Below are 25,830 nucleotides of genomic sequence, written 5' to 3'. Positions count from 1 at the left end.
CCTCTTGAAGTACTTTTTTACTAATCAATGGTTACTCCTATAATTTATCTCATTAGATAGAATGCATCGGACTCTTAAAGGAGATTTACTATACGTTTTATACCACATCTTTCAATTTTTTAAAAGCGTATAGTATTCCCCCCCTACAATCGCAATCCCATCCAAGGTGAGGACGTAAAGTTTGTAAACAAGCTGCCAACACCGTTAGATAACGGACATGTCTATCTAACGGGGCAAGCCGTGTCTTTCGTAATGGTCTGTCCTCGTGAAAACGGGGAGTGGGGAGTGGGGAAAAGATGTATCTTTGCACATTTCCATCCAGATAGAATTTGTCAATTTGAAAGATTCGCCCTTGACCTTTTGATCTTTTGTCATTAATCAACTGGCAACACCAAGTACCATTTTATGTACTATGAAATTTTTAACCCTCTCTTTTTTAAAGTACCTCTTATTATTTTTCTTACAGTATCTGCAATCTTTACTGCCTGTAAGGCATCTCGTTTACTTACCCTACCTTTTCCTGGATAACGTGCAGTAATTGCATAAGGGGTTAAAACTTTTGCTTCCTGTAAATCCTTTGCCAGTACTGTAAAATCAGGACATAATTCTAATAGATGGGATATGTTGTGGGTGTAAGGAAAGTCAATATTTCTAAAAACAAGGTAAGCCTTTAAATACTTTTCGGCACACTGCTGTGCATGATAGGCAATAAGCTTGTATGGACAGGAACTCTTGAGCTTAAGGGCATGTTTGGCTAAGCGCAGGTCTTCATCAGCGTGCACCAGCCATTCCTTTGTTTTTCTTATAATCTCGCTTCTGCTTTCGCTCATACAATAGCTTTCCCTCTTTGCTTGCGTAACGCGCAATTGTGCCCGGAATTTCTTTATCTATTTCAAATTCCTTTGGGGTGAGAACGACAATATCCCTTGCCATTTTTAATCCTTCAAGTACGCTGTCCATCTCCACCATCGCTTTTATGCGATTTTTTTTCACAGGACAAACTACAAGAATATCTGCATCGCTATGTTCGTCTGCAGTTCCTCTTGCGTACGAACCAAAAAGAATTATACGCTCAGGTTGAAATTTCGATACTAACCGTCTTGTTGCCTCTTGAAGTACTTTTTTACTAATCAATGGTTACTCCTATAATTTATCTCATTAGATAGAATGCATCGGACTCTTAAAGGAGATTTACTATACGTTTTATACCACATCTTTCAATTTTTTAAAAGCATATAGTATTCTTCGGGAGCATTCCCGATTTTTTGTAATTCTTTACATTTGCCAATTGGCGGACTATTATTGTATCACAAGCATTCTGCTTGTGAAATTTATAACTCAAGCTGGAAGCATGAGTTACTATTACTACATAATTGCCTTTTACAAAAAATCGGGAATGCTCCCATATTCTTCTCCACAATTGCATCCTCCGGCGTGAGGTTGCAGAGTATATAGACAAGCTGGTCAATGTGTTTTTCCAAATCGTGGACTTTGGCTTGCCCCGTTAGATAACGGATTTGCTATCTAACGGGGTTTGTTTGTCCATCTTTTGCCTGTTTTCCGCTGCACAGGCAGGCAGATAATCCTCTTTCATGATGACAAATATAAGCAAAATTCTTTAAAATCGCTATAAATACTCAACATTATATTCACTAATCAAGGTGTCCCAACACGTTCCCTTAGATCACTAATACGACCCTCTTCCTCTCCATGTCCACTAATTTCTAAGAACTTCTATTAACAGTTACTTCAATCGGAACTGACAATCTAATCTGAGTTGCTACAGGAGTATAGATATCGATATTTTGTTCCTGTGTATAAATTGATACAATCAGTGCATAACGAGTTTGCCGGTTCCAACGGCCCAGATGATTTCTTTCACGCCACCACCCGACAGAAGGATATATACCGACCAAATTAGACCCTGCAAGTTCGGCAGCCCGGCCTTGCCAAATATCAGAGTGGACAGACCCTACATTTCTGGCATCGCCTACTAACCACCTATCTCCAGGACCTTCGGTACCAGGATGTTCTCCATCATCACGAGCTTGATCATTGACACGCCTTACAAACTCATCTTCAGATTCTCCCGGCCCGTTGACTGCAAATCTGAGTGCATGAGAGGCATATCTATATCGATTATTCCAACCGACCTCTCCGGGCCCTGGTTCTATGAAATAAGAAAGTGTGACTCGCATAGTCACTATTTGTTCTCCAAGATTAGATAATTCACTCGTTGGCCATAGGAGGTTGTAAAGATGCATATCTCGGGTCACATATCGGCCGTCACGCCTGTCAAAGGGTTGCAGTTGCGTCTGCGAAATTAATGTCAAAGAATTTGACGCGCAGTAAAGGGCGCGCCCTAGATTCGGTACGCCATATCCGCAAATTCGAAGTAGCTTTGCAAAATCTTGTTTGGTAGGAGGCTGAGATTGTAAAAATTGACTTTTCATCGCATCAGTCCATTCTGCTGTATGGACAATCAAGGCACGGACGGTTTCCGGCCAAGCATCAGGATATTGGGTCTGAATTTGTGAGGCCATCCATGCTGCTTGAGCAGAAGCGGCACTCGTCATATTAAACGGTGCGAACTGGGCAACCTGCGGATCATGATATGTTGAGAGCAGCTGCAGGTCATCAGCATCCAGAATGGAATCATTAGGGCCACGTGCAACATTACCACCTTCAAAAACAACTTCGGGTTTGATAGGCCACTTCCGGGTAGGCCAAGTTACCGAAGTAGTACTGAAAGGAGAAAGCCCACCAGATGGGGCGATAGGGTAATATAAACTCAGTGTAGGATCATTGATTCTCGTTTTTTCTGTAAAAGCTCCTACTGTTAAGGCATTCCATGCCTGAGCAGGATCGTGAACCTCGTTTGTCAAATTGTCATTTGGGTAGTTGCGCCAATTATTCGAGTTATCAACATTTCCTGCGCAGACTACTATGAGCCGCCTGACATTGTCTCCATACCCGGAAGCTAACTCGTCCACCATGGCAGACCACGAGGAAGGCCTCCCACGGTCTCGGTTGTCGGTTGAAGTAACAGCCATACACACAATCCGCTTTCGTTGAGGGGCTTGAATCTCCGCTCTACTTATGCCTTGGGCGGTCATATAGCCCCAAAGTTCTTTCGAATTTTGCGCTGGAGGAGGGGGTAGGATTTTCGCGGACTCCAAGCGATGGTTGATTTGCAAGCGACCACTGTTATTAAGAATAGCCAGCAAGTCGCCATAAGCGGCTGTTCCGGCCATCAAAGTACCGTGTCCATTGTGGTCGTTTACATTCCATGCCGGAATAACTGTATGAAGATCAGCATCATCCAAGATCGGCCTGATAAGCAAGTGCCCGTTGTTCACGCCGGTATCGAGAATGCAAATGGCCACATCGGTATCGACATTAAAGCTGGTGCGACCGAGAAGTTCTTGAACTCGCTCTATCTGCTCTTGATTTTCCATTGCAATGAAGAATGAGGCTATCTCCTTGGCCGCGCGTAACTCCGCAATGTCGTCTGAAGCCTCAATCAACTGCTCCAGTTGACTTCGATTAGCATGGATGAGCTTCACTGATCTTTCGGGAAATTTCAAAAGCCCTTCAGCTCGTTCAATATGGAATTGCTCCAGCAATAAATCAAACCGCCTAACAACGGCATCATCGTCGCTACTAAGCCAGACCTCCACCCATACGGTGTTAGTAGCGGGAAGGAACATCATGTCGTCCTGCCAGAATGATTCGAGAACAGAAGCTCGGATATCAGCGATACTGCTTATGAGTTTCTTGTTTTTTGGTTCTCCTGATTTGGTTACTTGTTCTGCATAGGCAGTGATCTTTCTAAAAAAATGACCTCGCTTATCATGAGGGACATATACTGTTGCAAAGGTTTGTTTTTGTCCATCTTCTCCGACTCTCTGACGTACATTCAGAAGGCAGATGCCTGATCTTTTGGATTCCAGACTCTGAACCAGTAACTCAAAGCCAGGCTCGCTCATAAAATCAATGTAGGCTCCGTGACGCTCCACTTGGACAACGGCTTGTCGTTGTCCGACCTCATTCCATGCGGCATCAAGGCGTTGTTGTAGAAAAGTGCTGTGCTGGGAACGATCGCGGTTTGGAATCCGAGCGGATGAACCGCCTTTTCGTGGATTCGTAAATCCTTGAGTGCGTGTCGGTCCTCTCAGAAAAATATGTCTGTATTGCTTTCCGGGCATAATTTATCGCCCCTGCCGCCCGACATGAGTTCTTTGTCGTTCATTTAGCATCTGTCTCAACAAAGATATATTCACCTTCTGTTTATTATTCAAGATTGCCTGCTTAATGGCGTCTCGGCAAGCCTGATCGATTTCTGCATGACTTAAACCTTCGCTTTCCGCCAACACAGTCTTCCATGTAAATTTTGATGTCAGAAATGCAGCAAGTACATTTTGTATCAGGCGCTTGCGTTCCTCGGGCGTGGGTTGTTCATAATACAACACATCATCAAAACGCCGAAATAACGCACGATCCAAAAGTTTTGGGCTATTTGTAGCCGCTACAATTATGCTATCAGATATATCTTGCTCTATGAATTGCAAGAACGAATTAAGTACCCGGCGCATCTCACCAACATCGTTCTCCAACGACCGTTCTCCTCCAATCGCATCAAATTCATCAAAAAGATAAACTCCGGTTTCTTTCTGAATTAGATCAAATATCTGGCGCAACTTGGCACTTGTTTCGCCCATAAACTTAGTGACCAATCTATCCACCTGGATAATATGCATAGGCAGTCGTAGCTCTTTAGCCAGTACTTTGGCAGTCATCGTCTTGCCCGTTCCGGGTGGACCTATGAGAAGGATTTTTCTACGATGTGTCAATCCGTAGGTTTTCAATTTCTGTTGCTGTCGATATTCATGAATTATTCGCTCTACTCGGATTCTCAGGGTGGTAGGAATAACTAATGCCGTCATAGAGGTGACCGGTTCTTCCGACAACACCAGTCCTCGCATATCCTGAGGGAACTTGAGAACCAAAGCTCCTCTCTCCCGCCGCGCTTTGTCAATCGTTTCACGAATATCATGAGCCAGTGCGCCGTGGCCCTGGCCGGCCTCATGTGCCGCCACTTGGAGCGCAATCGTAAAGAACCGCTCCGGATCACTACTAAAATGTGATCTAATTAAGGATTTAATTTGCTCTGCCGTTGCCATATTAGATATTCCAACCTACTCATTATTGTAAAATATTAATTATACAAAATGCCCCCCAGCAATTATAAGTACAAAAACATACCAAATTTGCATAATATTACCCCTTCCCCTCCACAATTGCAATCTCCTCTAACGTGAGGTCGTAGAGTTTGTAAACCATTTCGTCAATTTGGCGTTCAAGGTAGGATGTATCTGCATCAGAATTACTATTTTTTTCATCTATTACTTTCTTTACTAAAAAATCAAGCTTATTGTGCTGTTCCGTATTTATTCTTGGTATAGGCATAATATCAGCATAACCTGGCATGAAATGCATAGTTCGAATAGCCTGATTAAATACAAAATAGTAATAATAAAACGAAATGAAAGTTGAGTTTAATAATCCTACCAAACATCTATTGCTCAATTTATCCTTTGCAGAAAAACACATAACAGTATTTAAACATAGACGATCATCGCAATTCAATGCAGCTGTAATTTTTATGTGTGGATAAGGACGTGTTATGTGAGCAACAATATCCTGTACTACTACTTTCTCACACTTGGATCTATGTAAGTCTTTTTTATTTAAGAAATGTTCTTCAAGATACCATATACCTTCTTTTCTGGGAACGATATTATAGCGCTGAATTTCCTTGCCTGTAAGAACCGGAATGCCTCGCCCTTCCATATTGACATGCGGAGTCATTCCCCCTTTTCCATACCAGAAGTCTGCATATTCTGAAATTGGTCTGCAAGATAACTTAACTTTTTTGAGTAAATTATAATAACTTTTAGGAAACCCAAAATAAAATGTACTTTCTGTCAAAATGTCTCTGGATGTTTGAAATTCAATTATAGTACCTTGTGAAAGATATCCTGTTGTAACCTTTTCCTTAGGTTTAGGCTTATTACCTTTTTGCAGTATAAAAATCAACATTTCATATAATACTGCTTCAAATGATTTGCCTGCATCTATTAATGCATATAAGTTATGTTCTGAAAGTAGTTTCTTCCTTATTTCACGCCAGGAAGTTACATATGAAAGTCCCTTTGGAACAATAAATGTAAGAAAACCGTTTTTGCTGAGCAAAGTATTTAATGTATTTCTTATAAAAAATTCAGCGAGGTCGCTTGTAGGACCATAAATACAATTTTTCTTCAGTTTGTTTTTAATTGTATCATTAATTCCTGTATATCGTCCATACGGCGGATTGGCAATCACCACATCAAATCCACCCCCTCGACTTCGCTCAGGGCAGGCCTTCTCATGAAACACTTCGGAAAAATAAATCTCAAAATCAAATTCTTTATGACCATTGGTAATCTGGCTTATCAGTTCATCAATCTGTTTTTTATAGTCCTGCTTTTTTGTGGGATTGGTTTCGTTGAAGTAGAGCGGTTTGACTTTTTCCAGTTTAGAGAAAAGATGATTGTTAAACAGGTTTTTCTCCACTCCCAACAACGAATTCCCGCAGACAATCTTGTAATCCAGATTGGGCAAAGGCTTGATGTTTTTTATGTCGTCTTCATCTACAACAAGCGATAGCCACAGCCGAAGTTTTGCGATTTCCACCGCACCGGGGTCAATATCCACACCGTAAAGGGATTTTTCTATGCATTGACGTTTGAAGTCGTAGGTTGTTCTCGGCGTATCTGACCTTAACCCTGACAGGGTTTGGAACCCTGTCAGGGTTTCTGGACTCAAGCTGCCTGCCTGTGCGTCTCCACACGCAGACAGGGAAGCTTGCGTTATAATAAAGGGAGTTAACACATTTCTCGCCTTGACAATTTCACTCATCATGCCCACGGGAAAGGCACCGGAACCTACCGCCGGGTCGCAGACGATGATGTCCGCTAATTTCTGGTCAATCAGGCTTGCGTTTTTGCGGATGCTTTCGGGCAATTTTGATTTGTAATCCGAAGACTTCTGTTTGCCCTCTAAGATTTTCTGTTCTTTGATCAATGCTATTTCTTCATTCTCACCAACTTGCTCGCCGACGTGTATAAGGGTTTCTATGTCCTCCTTGCTTACCGTAACCCTGACAGGGTTGGTGGGATAATCACGTTCAATCATTAAATCCAATTGTCCCTTTTTGACCTCGTTACCAAACATGGACAACTGGTTTTCACCAAATTTCTGATAAGTGACGATGCCGTTAACCCTGACAGGGTCTAAAACCCTGTCAGGGTTGGGAGGGTTGGGATCGGTCAATTCTGTATGCAAGTAATTAATCAGGCTTTGCTGGCACATATAGTGGACAATCTCACGGGGCGTGTAATACACGCCGTATTGCTTGTTAAATTTGCTTTCTTCGCCTTTTTTCCCGCTCTTTAATGCCTTTTTATATTCCTCAAAATTGTCGGGACGGATGGCGTTGAATTTTTCATACGCCTTGCCCAGTAGTTCCGGGTCAATGGCAACTTCCTTTTCCAGCGGCTCGTCTTCTCTGACGGTAAAGTTGTAGCGGTCAAAAATATCCAGAATGCCATCACCCTCTCGCCTTCTTTGGTTTTATTTTTATTAGAGAACAGGCTATCCGGCAGACAGATATCGGCATGCACCCAGTTATATCCGCCATTGTTTCCAATGGGGTCAAAAAGACCGCCATTTAAGAAGGGGATTTTGCAGTTAAAGCGGCTGTAATAGTGGTCGTCATGGCTGCGGTCGATGCGCAGGGCTTCGTAAAAGAGCGGCTCCAGGATGTCATTAAAGAAATTTTTATAGTCGCCGTGCTTTTTCCCAAAAAGTTCGCGCAAAAAGTGTTTGGAGCCTGTACCCCATTCGGCATCGCGGGCAACGCCAAACCAGCCTTTTTTCTGCAGAAAGTAGAGAAAAACAATTTGTCCAAGTAGTTTCTTGGCAAAGTTTACGGTATCAACTCCCTTCGATTTAAATTCATTCTGCAGGCTGGAAGCCTGCGTTACTATTTTGTCCAGTTCTTCTTTTGTGCAAATGAAAAGCCCACGGTATTTGATAAAAAATTCCTTGGTAACGGTTTCAATGTCAAATGCCTGTTCCAGTTCGGCAAGGGTTGGACTGTGTTCGTCATTTGCAAGGATATTGACCAGTCTGCTCTGGGCAGTATGGCTGTTTTCGTTTGCGCCGACAAGGAATGACCAGCGCCGTGCAGGAGTGAACTCTTCCTTTACCTTCATCCTACCGGTTTGAGCTTGTTCAAACTTATAGTCCATCTTGACAAGTGAAAAACGCCAGTCTTCCTCATCAGGTGATACAAAGGCAACCAGCGCAGCATCCTTCATTTCACCTCCGCGGCTGCCGTTCAGATACCATGCGACAAAGTTACGCTGCATGGTGCGGGCGCGTTCAAGGGAGGTCTCTTTCTGGAGTTTTACGATAAGGATATCAATCCTGTTTTCACCGTCGTTGAATTTACCGATTCTCTCCATATAGCTGATATATGCCTTGTAGGCATCGGGAATGAACTGACCCTGGTAAGTAAAAGGGGCTTCTTCAATGCGCTTTAAAAGGTTTTTGATAAAACCGATAAACCTCTCTTTATCAAAAGCACTTTCAAAGGTTTCTCTGATAATGTTTTGTGCCTGATGTTTATCCATAACACTTATTATTAACCCTGACAGGGTTCGGAACCCTGTCAGGGTTGTCCATGTTCAGATACCCCTTGACTCATGGGTTATCTTTCTATATCTTCTTCTGTAAGTTCTGAAAATCCTTTTTCTTTTGCCAGTGACTCTGCATATCTATGAATGTCTGATTTTTCTATAGGCGTTAAGACCACTTCAAAGACACTTCCTACCTCTTTCGCAGTATCTTCCGGAAGAGAAAGATGACCGTCGGGTAATACCTTTCCTATAAACTTTTTTGCATTTGTTGCCATATGATTTTTTCCACCAAGTCCAAGTAACCCTGACAGGGTTCTCAACCCTGTCAGGGTTTTACCGTTCCGTTAAATATAGTGATAGTATAACTTCCCGTTTGCCAAATACCACAGGGTTCTGTTCTGCATAGTGTTCTTCCAGGAGTTTTACAGGGATGTGGGTCTGAAGCACCGCCAGTGCCTTGAGCGGGTTAACGATTTCATCCTTAAGCGCATTCAGGGCCTTCAAGGTCTGGATGGCCGTCTGTTTTGGCAGTCCGCCTTCCTCTAGCTGTGTCAGGACTTTTTTCAGATATAGTTCCTGGTCTTCTGTCAGTTTTTGCGTGTTCTTCAAGGTTGCCTTTAAAATTCTGAGGATATTTGCAGCACTGTCACGTCCGCCCCTTTGCCCGTGATGCGGTATTTCTTCTGTTGTCGCTAAAATAAATGCCTCTTTGTTTTTATCCAGGAGGTCGTAAAATTGTTCGGGGAGCTTTTCCTTTGTTTTATCAGGACTGCTCTCCAGTAGTTTTGCCGCAGATATAAAATCCATTTCTTCCGCCTCATTTTTATGGCTGGCTTTAAAAAATTTCTGCAGCTTTCCCCGTCTGAAGTAGGTAATTAACCCTGACAGGGTTAAGAACCCTGTCAGGGTTTTTGCAGTGCGTGCCTTTTTGGGGAGTCGTTTTATCCTTTCGAAGAGGTCGGGGGATTTATCACGAATCTCTTTTATTGCCTGGAGGTATTTCAATTCGCTTTCCTCTGCCCCCTTCCTCACCTTCCAGTGTTTGTTTGGAAGTCAACCGGTTAAAGAGTTCATGCGAGCCAATGGGTTCGCCCTCAGTCAATAGTTCTGCGTCACCGCCAAGCAGGGTTAAGAAGGCATTGATTTTCGCCTCTGCGGCTTCTTTCAGTTTGATCTGGTCATTTGATTGCTTGGTCGGGAAAAAATTAAAGGTATGAATTGTGTCAAATGCCGTATCCACGCGGTTGACGCGTCCTACCCGCTGCATCATACGGGTAGGATTCCAGGGGATGTCGTAATTTATCACGGTATTTGAGCGGTGCAGGTTAACACCCTCAGCCAACACTTCAGTAGAGACCAGTATCCGGTACTCTTCTTGAGGATGACGTGCTCTGGCGTCAAAATTTTCAATGACCTTGTCGCGCGTTGCCTCGCCTGAATCTCCAGTAAAACACAACACTTTATCAGGGTATTGTTCATTTATGTTTTTGAACAGATAGTTTGCGGTTTCCTTTGATTCTGTAAAGATAATCAGATGATTCTCTTTTAAAACCGGATTTTTTGACAATTCTCCCAAAAATTTTAAAAGCTTCGGGTCGCGGTCAATGTGATGCCATAGTTTTTTAATCTCAAGGAGGATGTCATGGTCGTACTGCAAGTCATCTCTTAAACCTCCGTTAAATTCACTGCTTGCATATCGTTCCGCCTTGCCTTCGTCTATCAAACGCTGGACGGCTTCATCGTCATCGCTCTCTAGCAATTCAAATATTTTTTTCGTGTGTTTTTTGCTTACATAAACATTGCCGTTATCAAACTCTTTTATAAACATCTCATAAGAACGCAGGAATCTGTCCACCGAGTTTTTAAAGGCGAAGAAACTGCTTTCAAGACGCTTCACCAACAGGATCTTCATAAACTTGCCCATGTTCTTTTGCGAAAGTTCCTCTGGTTGTGAAATTTTACCTTCATAATAAAGCATGGGCATATAGCGGGCATATTTGAATTTTTTTGCGATCAATTCTATGGTTTTGTCGAATATTTCGTCCTCCGTATCATTGAGTTCATAAAAAAGAGGGACAGGCTTTTCAACATTAGGAAATTTGAGGTGTTGGCTCTTTATGTCTTTATAAAAGTATTTTTCGATCTCTGTTCTGGTACGACGCACCATTAAATATTTGAGGACTTTTTCACGTATTTCCCGCGCATTTTCTTTTACCGTATTTATGTATTTACCATGATCTTTCTGACGGTCCAGTTTTTTTAACTTTTTATCCAGGCTATGAAAGAAGCCTTCCAGATCCGGAAGGTTTGGGATCGTGCTTTTTCTGGCCTTTTGAAAGAGTTTTAAAAGGCTCAAAATATCTTTTGGTGCATTGTTATAGGGGGTCGCCGTCACCAGGACGACCCTTTTGCCACGGCAGATTTCTGCCAATTTTTCATAGGTAATCGTTGTTTCAGTTCTAAAACGGTGCGCCTCATCAATGATAATATTGGTGTATCTCTCTGTCCCTCTTTCAACAAGGTCATCCAGTTTGCCGAGTGATTCAAAGTCGGCCGGCGCCTTGAAATCAGAAAATACATTAGTCCAAGAGCCGGGATTCGATTTTTCTAGAAGAACGGGAGGTGCAATGACAAGGGTTCTGCCGTCAAGCTGACCTGCCAGCATTGCCGATATGTATGTCTTGCCTAACCCGACAACATCAGAGATAAAGACACCGCCGTATTCCTGAAGTATTTTTCGCGCATTTAAAACTGCCTGCTCCTGATATTCCAGTTTTTTAAATTTTTCGGGAAGATATTTCAAAAAAACTTCATCTGTCTGGCCGAGTTCATCTTTGAAATACTCATATAAAAATTTCAGATACAATTCGTAAGGAGTAATGGTATTGTTCAGCCAGGTTTTTATTTGAATCGTATCGATATACCGTTCCCTTACATCAACTGCATCCTTCCATAATTCGTTAAATTTTTGTAATGCAAATTCATAATCAGCCCTGGTTTTTAACTCGACATTAAACTCAAAGTTATCGATAAGACCAGACTGAGTAAAGTTGCTCGATCCTGTAATGACCCTTCCAATATCCCTATCGCCTTCAACAAAGGTCATTATGTAGAGCTTCGCGTGAATGTTTTCGGTTGGGTACGCCCTGATTTCCAACTTTCCACTTTTGAGCCATTCAATAAACTTCAGAATACCCTCTTCAACTGTAGAATTATCCTCTGAATTCTCTACTTCTTCAGTGACAGATTGTTCGAATTGTTCTTTTACTTCGGCGTGAGAATAGGGAAGTGATGGTTGGTAATTGTTTTTTGCTCTTTGAATGAGTTCTGTTGTCTGTTTGTTTGTGCTTATACCAATAAGAATCCTGATCTTTTCGGTATTTTCTAAGGATTTATAAATGGCATGAAACCCGCTTGTGTAGAAATAACCAACGAGCACATCGAAAAATCGGGTATCTTGAATAAGTACCCTGAATCTTTCTTGCAGGCTTTTATCTTCTTCGTTGGTAATAAAGGTGAGGTCTGAATTTATAGCCACTGACTTAACTCACTTGAAATACCGAAAAAAAGATTTCATATTACTTAAATTATTAAAAATCAGACTGCTTAGCCCCTATCCACATCGGTCTTCTCTGAAGGCCAGTAATAGGCATCCGGGGTATTACGGGCGCCGAAAATCGCGGTGCCGATGCGGACCATGTTTGCACCTTCTTCAATTGCGATCTGATAATCGCCTGACATACCCATGGAAAGGTATTTCATCTGTACGCGGTCGATACCTTCCTTTATTATATTGTCGTATATCTCTTTTAATACCTTAAAACACTTGCGGATCTTCACCTCGTCTTTGGTAAAGAGACCAATGGTCATGAGTCCATATATTTTTAGCGTGTCGTATTTGGCTGTCTGTTTGACTAGTGAAATCGCCTCTTCCGGTGCAACACCATATTTGCTCTCTTCATGGGAGGTGTTGACCTGGACCAAGATATCCAGGGAACGGCCTTCCTGCTGCAGTCGCTGATCCAATTTCTCAACGAGATGTAATCGATCCACAGAATGGATCATATCTGCAAATTTCAGGACGTCCCTGACCTTGTTGGTCTGAAGGTGTCCGATAAAGTGCCATTCCGCATCCTCATTTTTTAAAACCTCGTATTTTTTAAGTGCCTCCTGCACCTTATTTTCCCCGATAATGCGTCCACCGGCCTTAACGGCTTCTCGTATTCGTTCCGGTTCCACGGTCTTCGTGGCCATAACCAGAACAATTTCTTCGGGTTTTTTACCTGCCTTTACGGCAGCGTTGGCAATGTTTTGTTTCACCTGTTCCAGGTTTTCTTTGATTGACATATGTTCTCCTAAAATATGGAATGTTTCTGACGACTGCCAGTTGTATAGTCAATAAATTGATAAACCACCCCTTCGATAGGTGGCAATGAACATATCATATTCTACCTCTAAGAATCAAAAAAGAAAGTCTTAAAACGGGTATTTGACCTATGCAAAACGGGTAAACATCCCAAACAAGAAAAAAAGGACAATTAACAACTGGAATCCTTTCTCCTTTGCGTGCGGAATCATATCCATTTTGGATTTTTGTAAAATCTCTGTTGCATTTGGTGTTTAAACTATGTACCTTGTCAGTAGTATACTACGTTAAGAATGGCAAATGAACAACCGACCATTTTTATGAAGAAATTTATGGGAAAAATACCGCATAGTGTTATTTCATCTACAAACCTGAAATTCACGCATTCTTTCCTTTGTTTCATAGGAGTCTTGTTTGCCGCGGTTTTCATTATTGGCCGGCTCGCATACGGTTCGCAACCACACCATACAGAAAAGCCATCATTATTTTTACCCGGAAAATCTTTCCATGGTAAGATCTGTGGCAGTTTAGACAGAAAGGGAGAGTCAGGAGAGAAAACTCATACGGAACCGGATGATAATCAAAATCTGCCAGCGGTTGCCCGGTTTCAGGATCCCAGGGCATGGGACAGAATGTACTGCCAAAATACGCACCCCGGAGATTACGACCCACAAACTACTGCCTACGGTCTGCAATCCGTTGCTACCGCCCCTATTGTAACAACCGGTCCCGCTTCGAATGTAACACATAATTCAGCATCATTACAGGGAACGGTAAATGCAAACGGATTGTCAACGACCGCATGGTTTCAGTACCGGATTGTCAACGGGCCATCCAAAAGTACCTTTGCAACACAAACGATAATTGGGACAACCGACACAGAAATAGGTATCAAGATAATTATGCTGCTTCCGGGAACGACCTATTACTACAGGCTTGTTGCGAAGAACGACGCCGGCACTACGTATGGAAGTGAGATGTCATTTACTACGGCAGATATAAATACATCTGTTACAACGGAAATAACCCCCCCCATTGGTGCGATAAGCATTAACAGCGGCACTCATTGCACCAACTCTTTCACCGTTACAGCAAACCTTTCTGCTACCGATAATACCGGTGTTACGGGTTATTATCTCTCTACAAATGCCACGCCTCCTTCTCAATATACCCATGGCTGGATATCTGTAACGCCGGCTACCACCTATAATGAAGACGTCACCTACACCATAAGTAACGCTGATGGCATGAATACGGTGTATGCCTGGTATAAGGATGCTTCCGGGAATATATCAGAAGCAGCTAGTGCTTCTATTGTTGTGGATACAACCCCTCCAACAATAACGATTACCAATCCAACATCCGATCAAATCTATACGACCAAAAGTGACGTGGTAAGCATCAGTGGCAGCGCTTCAGACGACATCCATGAGATAAGCAGCGTGGTGTGGATTCATGACAAGGAGACGAGCAGGACAGAAAGAAGGACTATTGGCTGGACTGTACCAAATATTGTTTTAGCAAAGGGAGAAAATGTGATAACCGTAAAGGCTACAGATCATGTTGGTAATACAGGAACGGCTACGATAACAATAACATATGCCGAGGCCGATACCATCCCTAAGGTGATAACGGGGCATGCAACAAGTATAACAACTGACCTGGCTACCTTAAGTGGGACTGTTAATGCAGTGGAATTACCGGCAACGACGTGGTTCCAATACGGCACGAGCAGCGAACATTACAGCGGCACTTCATCAATACAAAATATAGAAAATGGCTTGCATGAGGTACCCGTAAGCAACCGGATAAGCGGATTACAGGCGGGAACGGTATACTATTACCGTCTTGTTGCACAAAACAGCGCCGGCACTACGTACGGGAATGAAATAACATTCAACACATTGCCACCAAAAGGCAACATTTACGGAAATGTAGTGTCCTTTCTGAAGGAAGGGCCTGTTGAATCTGCGAAATTACAGCTCAAAGGAACAAAGGCAAGGAAAAAATCTTTCAAGGTAACATTTTCTGATGCACATGGATTTTTCGAATTTAAAGATTTAGATGCAGATACGTATGATATCACGGTAACAAAAACTGATTTTAAGAGTATGAGTCAGACGGTTGAGATTGAAGAAGGCGAGGGAAAAAAGATTGAAATTAAATTGAAAAAAACAAAAGAGGAAGACAAGGCTCAACCAAAAGATGTCAAAAATGATCAACAGAAGACAAACGAGGCTTCACAAAAGCAAGATTAAAAAGAATATGCTCTGTTAATCATTTTGTTTTCAAGGGATGCGAATCGGCTCTGCTTTTTTGCCCTATTTCAGATACTTCTTTCTCCACTCATCATATCGCTTCTTCATTTGATTGATATGTGCTGGTACATGTTCCTCATATACTTTTAACCAATCATCTAGGGTAACGGTTTCGTTCTCCATTGAACCGACTGAGTTTAACCAAACCGACTCAGACAATGCCTTTATAAGTTTGTACGACGACAAACGGAGTCTCCTGAATAATTCCAATGCATCTTCAGTACTTTGATCCTGATAATGAAATGCCGCAGACCATTTGTCCTGATCATAGTCTGCAATGGATTTCCCGGGTTCAGCAATCAATTTCCTGCACTTGATATATGCATTCGCCTCACTGTCAGCAATATGAATGATAACTTCATGGATACTCCAGCGATCAGGTGAAGGTTTGAATGACCACATCTCCTTTGGAAATTGTTTTAAAGCCTCAGTAAGCTGGACGTATCCCTTGCCGTACGATTCGATTTTTTGCATTCGTTCTTCTCTCGTCATTACAATACCCCTTATATGCTTTAATGATTAGAAGGCACTGTGAAACTATAGTAAGAATAAGAAACCAAAATTTAAAATTATATTTAACTATAAATCAATTTTAGCTTTTTTTCGAATAAATTCTTCAGACATTTTCAATGAGGGACTCGTAAAAAGAAATGATGGATCGACGAACAGCCCATTTTTACACGGGGAAGACTTGCAGGTAATTTGGTTGCGACTATGCAGTGCTATGTTATAATAATTGAGTAAATAAGTTTTGGACAATCATCTTATTGACTTAGACTTATGGGGAGGAAGAGGTACATGAAGGGAGTTTGGGCGTTTCTTGGAATATCAATATTTTTTGGTGTTTTTGGCGGCATAATACAGGCTCAAAAACTGGATAAAGGGGTAGGTCCGTACGGGGAATTCTGGAAACCAATTCCTACCCAGAGATACTGGGCTCCGGACTATTTTTATTCACCGCCGGAAGAACCAAAAGGGATTTATACCGCTGATGAGTGCACGCTCTGTCATAAGGCATTAAATCCAGGGCTGGTAAAAGCATGGGCAGAAAGTAGCCATGCCAATCTGGACAAACTTCAGGGTTATCAGAAAGAAAAACTGGCCGAGATAGAAAAAAATCTCGGAAGAAAGCTTACCAAAGTGGGTTGCATCGATTGTCATGGAAAAGTTGGAGCAGAAAAACTTGATCACGCAAAAGAATTAGTAATGACCAGTTCCACCCTTTGTGGCGAATGTCATAAGCAAGAATACGAAGAGTTTGAATCTGAAAAACAGTATGGTATCCCGGACTGGAAACCAGGCAGGGAAAGCCACGCAAAGTCATATGATGCCAATCTGGACGTGGATGTATGGGCTGCGGTAGACAAGAATGTCGTTCAGGGTTGCGATATGTGCCATAACATACAACACAAATGCGACAGTTGTCATACCCGCCACGCCTTTAAGGCTTCTGAATCCAGGAGACCGGAGGCATGTCAAACCTGTCATAACGGGCCAGACCACCCGGACATCGAATATTACAGGGATTCCAAACATGGCTCTATCTATTTTATTGAAGGACACACCTGGGATTGGAGCAAACAACTCAAGGACGCGAATTACATCTCTCCCACCTGCCAATCCTGTCATATGTATTATAAAGGACAGTATTCCCATAATATGGTTAGAAAGGCCATTATGGGTGAGGGTGATGTGTTATTTTATGACAATATTTTCAAGGGAATCAAACCAACGGATTACATCAAGAATAGCAAGGAATTACTGTCGAGACGAGAAGCATGGATCGAGGTCTGCGTTCAGTGCCATTCACCGCGGTTTTCCCGTGATTATCTGGATTCTATGGATAAGGCTTCAGATTCGATTTTTCAGTACGTGAGTGATGCCTATGCGACGATAAAATCCCTCTATGAAGAAAGGATACTTTATCCCATGCCTGAAAACAGGCCCAAGGCGCCTGCTCCGGTAACTGAAAAGTATCCTGATCTCCTTGGTGGTTTCTACGGCGAATTTTGGGCAAAGGACGGTAATCCAAGCAAGATTGAAAAGGACTTTTTATACATGTGGGAAAATGATGCCTTTCTTGTCCGAAAGGGTTTGGCTCACATGAATCCCAACGGCTTTACCTATATTTCATGGTCAAACTTGCTCAAGAAATATGTGGATATCAAGAGTGAGGCAAATACCTTGCGGCGGTTGGCTGCGCTGGAAAAGAAGAGAGTACGGGCCCGGCTAAAAAAGAAAAGCAAATAGTATCTGTGTATATTTTATTATAAATCATTGATATGGAAAATCTTACACAATGGCATCTTACCTTCGCTGGTATTGAAAATCTCTGGTTACGTGCGCTTGTCTTATTTCTGGCGATTGCCGCACTCTACCTTTCCTGGATTGGCGTCAAAACGTTCTCTCCCCTTACCAAACGGTTGCTCCTTTTCACTCTCCGTTTTGCTGCTACGACACTCATAGTTATCCTCCTTCTCCAGCCGCAAATTGAGCAAAAAGAAGTTCTTAAACTAAAAAACAAGGTCGTATGCCTGTTGGATAATTCAGCGAGCATGACTCTGAAAGGAGGTGATACCGGCATCACCCGCTTCCAGCTTGTGAATAAATTTTTCAAAGACAATGCACCTTTTCTTGAAGAACTGCAGAATAATTTTGATGTCGATTACCTATCCTTTTCCGATAGCATAAAAGAGATCTCTTATAACGATATCGAAAGGGGCCTGGGTCTCGATGGCAAGAATACCGATATCGTCCAGACACTCAAACTCCTGAAAAAACGCTATGAGGGTAAATCCATCAGAGGATATCTGGTCTTTTCTGACGGCACCGACACGGTCGAACTTCCTTCAGGCGTAAATAAACTCGAAATCATTTCAAATCTTACAAGGGATCTTTCAGCTCCATTCTTTACGTTTTCACCAGCCGGCAATATGGAGGCCAGAGATATCGCAATCAGCAATGTCTCGTACGACAGCTTCACCTTTGTACGAAGTCCATGGAAGGCAGATGTCGTCATAAAGATTTTTGGGTACAAAGACCTCAAGCTCCCTGTTACGCTCAAACAAGGCAATGACATCATCTCGTCGAAAGTCTTAGATACGGGGAACGAGAGAGAACTGCACATAGAGCTGTCATTTACACCCCACACGACAGGAACGTTCCTCTATACGATATCAGTTCCCCTCCAGCCCCATGAAGCCATTACGGAAAACAATCAAGTCAGTTTCCTGGTAAAGGTGGTACGCGATAAAATCAGGATTATGCATGTCTGTGGTCGCCCGTCCTGGGATGAACGTTTTCTGAGACGGGTATTAAAAAGCGACCCCAATATTGATCTCATATCCTTCTTTATTCTGCGAACACCAACCGACGTCTCTGAGGCAAGAAACGATGAACTTAGCCTTATACCTTTTCCCGTAGACGAACTGTTTACCCAGGTACTCAGCAGTTTTGATTTGGTCATTTTCCAAAACTTTGATTACCGGCCCTATGACACCTCGTTCTTCCGATTTTCCCATTATCTGAGTAACATCCAAAAATTTGTAACGGAAATGGGTGGCGGCTTTCTGATGATTGGCGGAGATATTTCGTTTTCACAAGGCGGATACGATGGAACTCCTATTGATGAAATCCTTCCCGTAAATCTCACCATGGGAAAAGATATTATTGATACAACCCGATTAAAGGCGACCCTGACCAATGATGGGCTGAAACATCCGGTAACTGCCATTGACGCTGACACAGACAGAAATATTGCTCTTTGGAAAGGACTCCCCGAACTTGACGGATGCAATGTAACCGACGGGTTGAAGTCAGATGCCGTACCACTTGCAACCTATCCGGTAAAAGGAAATCCACCTCTTATTTCTATTCGAGATACGGGACAGGGCAGATGCATGGCCATTACCACTGATTCTTTATGGCGATGGAATTTCCTTTCCGTTGGGAAAGGCGGAAGCAATAGACCTTATATAAAATTTTGGCAAAATTCCATAAAATGGCTCATCAAAGACCCTACCTTAAACCCTATCCATATTATGGTAAACAAAGAAACGTTTTCCCCGGGTGAAGAGATACAAATTAAAATCGATGTAGTGGGTGGGAACTATCAGCCATTGAGCGGCGTACAATTAGGTATAGACATCGCAAATGAATTTTCTGGGAAAAGCATATTCTCCGCAAATGGAGTCACTGGGAGTGATGGTCAATACAGATTCACCATCAAACACGACGGAGAAGGTTACTATATTGTGAAAGTGCTGGCAAAGAAAGAAAACGAGGAAATTGGACAGGATTATGCCGTCTTCAATATAGCCTTAGAAAACAAAGAATTTAAAGACCCTTCCATCAAAAGAGATATTCTTGCAAAACTGGCCGAGGTTTCAGGGGGAAAGTACTTTGACCTTCCCGCAACAAGTATCAGAGAAAAGTTTTCAATTGAAAATCCTCCCATTGTAAAGCTCGTAGGCAAACGGCAAATCTCCCTGTGGGACAATGGCTATATTTTTATGATGATACTAACTATCGTTTCTCTGGAATGGTGGATACGAAAACGTGGTGGGTTAAGTTGAGAAGTAATTGTTCTCCGCAGAGAGCGCGGAGAACGCAGAAACGCAGAAGAGAAGTAAAGGGAATAGATGAAATTTGTATAAATTTTTTTGTTTATCCTTATCATACTCTCTGCGACCTCAGCGTTCTCTGCGGTGGGCTGAACTGTTAAGCTGAGACAAAAAACACTTGCAATAAAATACCTCATTTAGTATATTTTATTCTTTGCTTTACATACCTTAATCTGACGCTATTATAATAAAAGAGGCTATTCAGGGAGAGGTTTTCACTTGATAATAGCGATTGATGGTCCTGCAGGTTCCGGGAAAAGTACCGTTGCCAAGATGCTGGCCAAACGGCTGGGCTTTCGATATCTCGACACAGGTGCCATGTATCGGGCGCTTACGTGGAAGGCAATGCAAAAGAATGTAAACCTCAATGACGAAAATGCTTTGTGCCAGCTTATGGATAAAACTTCCATAGAGTTCCACAAGAAAGACGAGAGCTTACATGTGTTTGTAGACAGCGTTAATGTCACGGAAGAAATCCGTTTACCCTCTGTTACAAATAATGTTCATTATATCTCAAATACGCCTGGTATTCGGCGTCGCATGGTAGAACTGCAGCGAAAACTTGCAGGCGAAGGGAACACAGTTGCCGAGGGAAGGGATATGGGGACAGTTGTTTTCCCGCATGCAGAAAGAAAATTTTTTCTGGATGCAGAGATTGAAGTACGTGCCAGAAGACGTTATGGTGAGTTTAAGCCATCGGAACACGGAGTCTCCTATACCGATGTTATACACGATATGGAAACACGGGATAGGCGCGATACAACAAGAAACAACGCACCCTTAACAAAGAGTAGCGATGCGATTTACATAAATACTACAAAATTGACTATTGAAGAAGTGATGAATCTGATACTGAAAGAAATTGGATTAACCTTGAAGAAGTAGGACTTTCGTACAGGATACAAGCGTATTTTATTTCATGAAACTTTTTTAATTTATTTATTTTTTATTTCGGAGAAATCATCAAATTATGGATCGTGATATTTTAAAAGAATACAATGTGAATTTAACCGACATTGAAAGAGAAGTTGAAGAAATTATGGGAGGCGAGGATACCCAAAAGAAAGTGGAATCTACGTATTATGATTCTATCCAAAATTTCGAAGTTGGCTCGGTTCTCAAAGGCCGTATCCTCAGTGCTCTGGGTGATAACATTGTCATAGACTGCGGATATAAATCCGAGGGTATGATACCCAAATCTGAATTTGACGATCCTTCCGAAATAAAAATTGGTGAAGATGTAGAAGTTTTATTAGAGGCGGTGGAAGATGATTCAGGGCTGATTAAATTATCCAAACGCAAAGCGGACCGCATACGTGGATGGGAAAGGGTTATTGCAAAATATAAAGAAGGTGATATCATAACGGGACGTGTTACGAGAAAGATCAAGGGAGGTCTCCTTGTAGATATGGGTGTACCTATATTTTTACCAGCCTCACAGATCGATGTAAAGCCACCCGGTGATATTTCTCAATACATCGGACAAGACGTCACTTGTCGAATCCTTAAAATTGATGAGGCGCGGCAAAACATCGTTGTTTCCAGAAGAAAGCTCATTGAGGAAGAACGAGACAAAAAGAAGCAAGGGTTATTGGCAGAAATTGCAGTTGGGCAAATCAGAAAAGGGGTGGTAAAGAACATTGCCGATTTCGGTGCATTTATAGATCTTGGTGGGCTTGATGGACTCCTCCATATTACCGATATGAGCTGGGGCAGGATAAGCCACCCTTCAGAGATGCTTGCCATCGATGATGAAGTCGAGGTAAAAATACTTGACATCGATAAGGAAAAGGGAAAGGTCGCTCTGGGACTAAAACAAAAGTCTCAAAACCCGTGGTTGCAGATAGAAGAAAAATACCCTGTAGGCTCGAGGGTGAAAGGCCAGGTTGTCAATATCATGTCGTACGGTGCCTTTGTAAAACTGGAAACAGGTATCGAGGGACTTGTACACATCTCAGAAATGTCCTGGACACGCCGCATTAATCATCCGTCGGAGATGGTTGCTATCGGAGATATGGTCGAAGTTGTCGTCCTTAAGATAGACAAAGAAAAGGAGGAAATCTCCTTAAGCATGAAACAGACGGAAGTCAATCCATGGACTGTTATCGAAGAGAAATATCCACCCGGAACCAGGATCAAGGGCCGTGTCCGCAACCTGACCAATTATGGTGCATTCATCGAGATCGAAGAAGGTGTAGATGGCCTGCTTCACATATCGGACATGTCCTGGGCAAAAAAAGTAGGACATCCATCAGAAATTGTTAAGAAGGGCGATAAAATTGAGGCCATAGTGCTTTCGGTCGACCGTGAAAAAAAGAGGGTTGCTTTGGGTCTGAAACAACTCTCTGATGATCCATGGACAAAAGAGATCCCTGAAAAATTTAAGGTCGGCGATGTTGTCGCCGGCAAGGTTACCAAACTAACAAATTTCGGTGCATTTCTGGAACTCGGCAAAGGGATCGAAGGGTTGTTGCATATCTCGGAATTATCCAGCGAAAAGGTCACCAATCCTGCCGATATCGTCAATATCGGCGATGAATTGGAAGTCAGGATTATTCGCATCGAACCCGAAGCGAGAAAAATAGGGCTCAGCCTCAAAAAATTATCCGATACAGAGGGAAGAAGTACGGTAACATCGCCTTCAGATGCAGGTTCCCAACAGCAATCATGCAGTGAAACTGTGGAAACATCAGAAAAGGAGTCGGGCACTACGAACGGTTAATGGTCCCATCATACAACAAAGAAGGAGACATACATACGGAATCGGCTTTACAAACATATCTGAAAGAAATTAACCAAATTCCGTTGTTATCTCCCGAAGAGGAAAAAGAAATAACAAAAAAAGTTGTAGAGGGAGATGAGAAGGCACGGGAAAAACTGATACGTTCCAACCTGCGCCTGGTTGTTAGTATTGCAAAAGAGTATATTAACCGGGGACTTTCCTTTTTGGACCTAATCGAAGAGGGGAATATCGGTCTGATTCGTGCTGTTCAGGGATTCGATCCGTCGACTGGATATAAGTTCAGTACGTATGCCACGTGGTGGATCAAACAAGCAATTCGCCGTGCTTTAACGGATAAGACAAAAACAATCCGTATCCCCTCTTACATGATTCAGAAAATATCCAAACTGAAAACTGCATCGACCGGTCTTTTGGACAGACTTGAAAGACCTCCGAGCCGTGAAGAAATTGCAGAGGAGATGGATATTACAGCAAAAAAGGTTGAATCCATAGAACATGCTATACGCTCAACGGGATCCCTCAGCAAAACGGATATTACAGGTTCCGACCTTATATGGGCTCTTGATAGTATTCTACCCGACAGTAGAACACCTGCTCCTGAAGATGAAATGGAAGAAACTTATGAAAGGGAAAGTTTGGAAAGACTCCTGGAGGTTATTGATAAAAGAGAAGCTACAATAATAAAACTGCGATATGGATTGATCGATGGTGAACCAAAGACACTGGAGGAAATTGGTTCGCTATTACATATAAGCCGCGAACGAGTTAGACAAATAGAGAAAGAGGTCATCAAAAAGTTACATTATATTTTGACAAGGGAAAAATAAATAAGCCTATGAACGATTTAAAAAAATTGATACGAGATATACCAGACTTCCCGAAAAAAGGAATCATTTTTAAAGATATCACACCCCTGTTACAAAATCCAAAAGGGCTGAGAGGCGCAGTTGAAACGATTTCTGATTATTATAAAGATAAGAATATTGATATCGTAGTCGGCGCCGAGGCACGCGGTTTTATCCTGGCGCCCACCGTCGCTTTCAATTTAGGCGCCGGATTTACCCCTATCAGAAAACCCGGTAAACTTCCCTACGAAAAGATTAGCATGAGCTACGCACTTGAATATGGTACCGATGTGCTCGAAATACACAAAGACGGTATTATGGAAGGACAGCATGTACTCATGGTAGATGATTTGTTAGCAACCGGAGGGACCATGGCTGCCTGCTGTAAACTGGTCGAATCTCTTGGAGGAAACATTGTGGGATGCGCCTTTTTGATTGAGTTAACCTTTCTCAATGGCAAAAAGGCCTTAGACAAATATGACATATTTTCAGTTATCAAATACTGAAAAATATTCTAACCCACAATTTTTTAATTCACTTCCTGACCCACAGAAAAAGAGTATTTTAGCATGGTTACTTTAAAGTTATTTCAATCGATTGGCCTTCCTTCCATATTTGATTGAATACCTTTGCATTCTTCAATGCATCCATTACCTGTTTTTCAATCCACATAATTACATCACTATATCCACAACTGAAACATCTGATCATCCATGGTACTTTCATCGTTTTAACCATTACAGAAACAGCTTCACCATCACAATTTGGACATTTGGTTGAAGAAATAACGGCCTTGTATTTTTCTCCGATTTCTTTATTCGAAAAATGTTCTGGCATTTTTATACTCCTTGAGAAGGATTTTGCATATCAAATCATTATTCTATTCAACAAACTCTAGCAAATAAATGTTTCCAGCTATTCATTATTTTCTGAGCTTTTCGTTTAAGGCTGAATGCTCAGTAACCTTTTCAACAACAATCATGGTGGGCGCTAATGGATTCGAACCACTGGTCCCTTGCGTATGAAGCATGGAAAATAAGTATAGCTACTTTTTATTCTGATTTCAAGTTTCTTATTTTGTTCGGGTTAATGTCAAAAGGCGCAAAAGGCATCCCTGGCTTGTTTCGGTATATTTTGGGGTATTATGTTCACATTTTGTTCACAGTCCTTTCTCCTTTAAAGAACTAAAAAGGGGGTGATAAATTTGGCAGATAAAACCAAACGCGAGTCAGAAGATACCGATTATCGGGATTACGATCCTAAAAAAAAGAGGATGCAAATACAGGCCGTAAAAAATTTCAAGATCTGATAAACAGATTCGACAAAAATTATCTCGAGAGGTAAAAAGGCATGATTACAAAAAGAACGGTAAAATGGGTGAAGAGCGCTTTTGGGAGTATATTGATGACGACACAGGCCAACGAATAAAACAAATTGCCCTTGACGAAACTCAGTATAACCGCAAAACAGTGGAAGTCTTGATTGAAGGTCATATGAAAGAAAATCAAGGTGTTTCTTATGGTGAAGCACTTCAGGCAGTTTCAAAAGAGCATCCGGAATTTTTCATTTAATAGGAGTTAAACACATGGCACAACAAACAACTTACAAGGAAATTCCAGAAGTCAAGACGTACAAAAAATTAAAAGAGCAACTGGAACTTGAGCAAAAAAAGCTGACAGAGGCAGAAGAAGAACTCACACAATTAAATACCAGGCTTAAGGAATTGGAGGGTGAAAATTCAAAAGCTGAGTCAAAAAAGAAGGAAGCTTTAGAGCGTTACGCAGCAAATAAAACCAGTTTAAGAGAATTGAAGAGTGAAGTTCGTACGCAGTTCCTGGACACAACACAGGATCAGAAAAATACCAGGGAGCTTATCGATGTTATTGAGTCGGTAATCGAAAAGCAAAAGGACACTATTAAAAAACTACAGCCACAATTGAAAGAGATTTCCTGTACTATTTGGGTACAAATCGCAGATATATACCAGAAGAAATTGGAAAACGCGATCGGTGATACAGCAAATTTCTTATGGGTAGCCATGCGGAATGCTAATTATAGTTATATGTCTCAACTAACTATCCGTGACTTGCCAGAAAGATTAAGGATATTGGCTGCACCCGATCAACAAGAAAGCGAAAACCTGCGGAAACAAACTCTGGAATGAGTTTGTTGAAGCGGAATAAAGACAT

The 25,830-nt window shown here is 42.0% G+C and carries 19 protein-coding genes and 1 pseudogene; 9 read left to right on the top strand and 11 right to left on the bottom strand.

The window, feature by feature from the left end:
• Positions 1 to 410: 410 nt before the first annotated feature.
• The 9 genes and pseudogenes from E3K36_14465 to E3K36_14425 all read right to left on the bottom strand — a co-directional run bounded on the left by E3K36_14465 (position 411) and on the right by E3K36_14425 (position 13,094).
• Entirely contained in the window at positions 411 to 830 is a 420-nt protein-coding gene (locus tag E3K36_14465; GenBank protein MCF6156407.1) for a HEPN domain-containing protein, read from the bottom strand.
• Positions 772 to 1,134: a nucleotidyltransferase domain-containing protein gene (locus tag E3K36_14460; GenBank protein MCF6156406.1), complete on the bottom strand. Its 363-nt coding sequence runs from the start codon at positions 1,132 to 1,134 to the stop codon at positions 772 to 774. Before E3K36_14460 ends, E3K36_14465 begins: the two co-directional genes overlap by 59 nt.
• A gap of 590 nt (positions 1,135 to 1,724) precedes the next feature.
• Positions 1,725 to 4,208 carry a S8 family peptidase gene (locus E3K36_14455; GenBank protein MCF6156405.1) on the bottom strand — a complete coding sequence of 828 codons (2,484 nt, stop codon included), beginning with the start codon at positions 4,206 to 4,208 and terminating at the stop codon, positions 1,725 to 1,727.
• Positions 4,209 to 4,211: 3 nt separating this feature from the next.
• Positions 4,212 to 5,183: an ATP-binding protein gene (locus E3K36_14450; GenBank protein ID MCF6156404.1), complete on the bottom strand. Its 972-nt coding sequence runs from the start codon at positions 5,181 to 5,183 to the stop codon at positions 4,212 to 4,214.
• A gap of 97 nt (positions 5,184 to 5,280) precedes the next feature.
• Positions 5,281 to 7,449, bottom strand: a complete 2,169-nt coding sequence (locus tag E3K36_14445) for a hypothetical protein (protein MCF6156403.1) — start codon at positions 7,447 to 7,449, stop codon at positions 5,281 to 5,283.
• Between the two features lie 47 nt (positions 7,450 to 7,496).
• A complete protein-coding gene (locus E3K36_14440) occupies positions 7,497 to 8,741 on the bottom strand; it encodes a hypothetical protein (GenBank protein ID MCF6156402.1) in 1,245 nt (414 codons plus the stop codon).
• A gap of 77 nt (positions 8,742 to 8,818) precedes the next feature.
• A complete protein-coding gene (locus tag E3K36_14435) occupies positions 8,819 to 9,022 on the bottom strand; it encodes a hypothetical protein (protein MCF6156401.1) in 204 nt (67 codons plus the stop codon).
• A gap of 58 nt (positions 9,023 to 9,080) precedes the next feature.
• Positions 9,081 to 12,285: pseudogene (locus E3K36_14430) on the bottom strand (helicase).
• 68 nt (positions 12,286 to 12,353) lie between these two features.
• Positions 12,354 to 13,094 (bottom strand): YggS family pyridoxal phosphate-dependent enzyme, encoded by a 741-nt coding sequence (locus E3K36_14425; GenBank protein MCF6156400.1) that lies wholly within the window; start codon positions 13,092 to 13,094, stop codon positions 12,354 to 12,356.
• Positions 13,095 to 13,406: 312 nt separating this feature from the next.
• Between E3K36_14425 and E3K36_14420 the strand changes: the two genes are divergently transcribed.
• A complete protein-coding gene (locus E3K36_14420) occupies positions 13,407 to 15,371 on the top strand; it encodes a hypothetical protein (GenBank protein ID MCF6156399.1) in 1,965 nt (654 codons plus the stop codon).
• A gap of 63 nt (positions 15,372 to 15,434) precedes the next feature.
• On the opposite strand, the gene E3K36_14415 is transcribed toward E3K36_14420, so the two are convergent.
• Positions 15,435 to 15,923 (bottom strand): DinB family protein, encoded by a 489-nt coding sequence (locus E3K36_14415; protein ID MCF6156398.1) that lies wholly within the window; start codon positions 15,921 to 15,923, stop codon positions 15,435 to 15,437.
• Positions 15,924 to 16,211: 288 nt separating this feature from the next.
• Between E3K36_14415 and E3K36_14410 the strand changes: the two genes are divergently transcribed.
• The 6 genes from E3K36_14410 to E3K36_14385 all read left to right on the top strand — a co-directional run bounded on the left by E3K36_14410 (position 16,212) and on the right by E3K36_14385 (position 24,147).
• The gene (locus E3K36_14410) at positions 16,212 to 17,681 is read left to right on the top strand and encodes a hydroxylamine reductase (protein MCF6156397.1); all 1,470 of its coding nucleotides are present in this window, start codon (positions 16,212 to 16,214) and stop codon (positions 17,679 to 17,681) included.
• 32 nt (positions 17,682 to 17,713) lie between these two features.
• Positions 17,714 to 20,005 carry a hypothetical protein gene (locus E3K36_14405; protein ID MCF6156396.1) on the top strand — a complete coding sequence of 764 codons (2,292 nt, stop codon included), beginning with the start codon at positions 17,714 to 17,716 and terminating at the stop codon, positions 20,003 to 20,005.
• Between the two features lie 267 nt (positions 20,006 to 20,272).
• Positions 20,273 to 20,938 (top strand): (d)CMP kinase, encoded by a 666-nt coding sequence (locus E3K36_14400; protein ID MCF6156395.1) that lies wholly within the window; start codon positions 20,273 to 20,275, stop codon positions 20,936 to 20,938.
• Positions 20,939 to 21,023: 85 nt separating this feature from the next.
• Positions 21,024 to 22,775 carry a 30S ribosomal protein S1 gene (locus E3K36_14395; GenBank protein ID MCF6156394.1) on the top strand — a complete coding sequence of 584 codons (1,752 nt, stop codon included), beginning with the start codon at positions 21,024 to 21,026 and terminating at the stop codon, positions 22,773 to 22,775.
• Positions 22,775 to 23,623: a sigma-70 family RNA polymerase sigma factor gene (locus E3K36_14390; GenBank protein ID MCF6156393.1), complete on the top strand. Its 849-nt coding sequence runs from the start codon at positions 22,775 to 22,777 to the stop codon at positions 23,621 to 23,623. Before E3K36_14395 ends, E3K36_14390 begins: the two co-directional genes overlap by 1 nt.
• A gap of 8 nt (positions 23,624 to 23,631) precedes the next feature.
• On the top strand, positions 23,632 to 24,147 hold the full coding sequence (locus tag E3K36_14385; protein MCF6156392.1) for an adenine phosphoribosyltransferase: 516 nt from the start codon (positions 23,632 to 23,634) through the stop codon (positions 24,145 to 24,147).
• Between the two features lie 67 nt (positions 24,148 to 24,214).
• Here E3K36_14385 and E3K36_14380 read toward each other — a convergent pair whose 3' ends face one another.
• Entirely contained in the window at positions 24,215 to 24,478 is a 264-nt protein-coding gene (locus tag E3K36_14380; protein ID MCF6156391.1) for a hypothetical protein, read from the bottom strand.
• 536 nt (positions 24,479 to 25,014) lie between these two features.
• Here E3K36_14380 and E3K36_14375 point away from each other — a divergent pair.
• Together E3K36_14375 and E3K36_14370 are read left to right on the top strand one after the other, a co-directional pair.
• Positions 25,015 to 25,212: a hypothetical protein gene (locus E3K36_14375; protein MCF6156390.1), complete on the top strand. Its 198-nt coding sequence runs from the start codon at positions 25,015 to 25,017 to the stop codon at positions 25,210 to 25,212.
• A 14-nt stretch (positions 25,213 to 25,226) separates the two neighbouring features.
• Positions 25,227 to 25,805: a hypothetical protein gene (locus E3K36_14370; protein MCF6156389.1), complete on the top strand. Its 579-nt coding sequence runs from the start codon at positions 25,227 to 25,229 to the stop codon at positions 25,803 to 25,805.
• Positions 25,806 to 25,830: the final 25 nt, after the last annotated feature.

Origin of the sequence: Candidatus Brocadia sp., assembly GCA_021646415.1 — a bacterium.
Taxonomy (GTDB): domain Bacteria; phylum Planctomycetota; class Brocadiia; order Brocadiales; family Brocadiaceae; genus Brocadia.
Note: the sequence above shows the minus strand (reverse complement) of the source record. Positions and strands in the feature narration are given on the sequence as shown.

Coding starts and splice junctions, on each gene's coding strand:
- E3K36_14465 (MCF6156407.1), bottom strand. CDS start 830: ATGAGCGAAAGCAGAAGCGAGATTATAAGAAAAACAAAGGAATGGCTG.
- E3K36_14455 (MCF6156405.1), bottom strand. CDS start 4,208: ATGCCCGGAAAGCAATACAGACATATTTTTCTGAGAGGACCGACACGC.
- E3K36_14450 (MCF6156404.1), bottom strand. CDS start 5,183: ATGGCAACGGCAGAGCAAATTAAATCCTTAATTAGATCACATTTTAGT.
- E3K36_14440 (MCF6156402.1), bottom strand. CDS start 8,741: ATGGATAAACATCAGGCACAAAACATTATCAGAGAAACCTTTGAAAGT.
- E3K36_14435 (MCF6156401.1), bottom strand. CDS start 9,022: ATGGCAACAAATGCAAAAAAGTTTATAGGAAAGGTATTACCCGACGGT.
- E3K36_14425 (MCF6156400.1), bottom strand. CDS start 13,094: ATGTCAATCAAAGAAAACCTGGAACAGGTGAAACAAAACATTGCCAAC.
- E3K36_14420 (MCF6156399.1), top strand. CDS start 13,407: ATGGCAAATGAACAACCGACCATTTTTATGAAGAAATTTATGGGAAAA.
- E3K36_14415 (MCF6156398.1), bottom strand. CDS start 15,923: ATGACGAGAGAAGAACGAATGCAAAAAATCGAATCGTACGGCAAGGGA.
- E3K36_14410 (MCF6156397.1), top strand. CDS start 16,212: ATGGGGAGGAAGAGGTACATGAAGGGAGTTTGGGCGTTTCTTGGAATA.
- E3K36_14405 (MCF6156396.1), top strand. CDS start 17,714: ATGGAAAATCTTACACAATGGCATCTTACCTTCGCTGGTATTGAAAAT.
- E3K36_14395 (MCF6156394.1), top strand. CDS start 21,024: ATGGATCGTGATATTTTAAAAGAATACAATGTGAATTTAACCGACATT.
- E3K36_14390 (MCF6156393.1), top strand. CDS start 22,775: ATGGTCCCATCATACAACAAAGAAGGAGACATACATACGGAATCGGCT.
- E3K36_14385 (MCF6156392.1), top strand. CDS start 23,632: ATGAACGATTTAAAAAAATTGATACGAGATATACCAGACTTCCCGAAA.
- E3K36_14380 (MCF6156391.1), bottom strand. CDS start 24,478: ATGCCAGAACATTTTTCGAATAAAGAAATCGGAGAAAAATACAAGGCC.
- E3K36_14375 (MCF6156390.1), top strand. CDS start 25,015: ATGGGTGAAGAGCGCTTTTGGGAGTATATTGATGACGACACAGGCCAA.
- E3K36_14370 (MCF6156389.1), top strand. CDS start 25,227: ATGGCACAACAAACAACTTACAAGGAAATTCCAGAAGTCAAGACGTAC.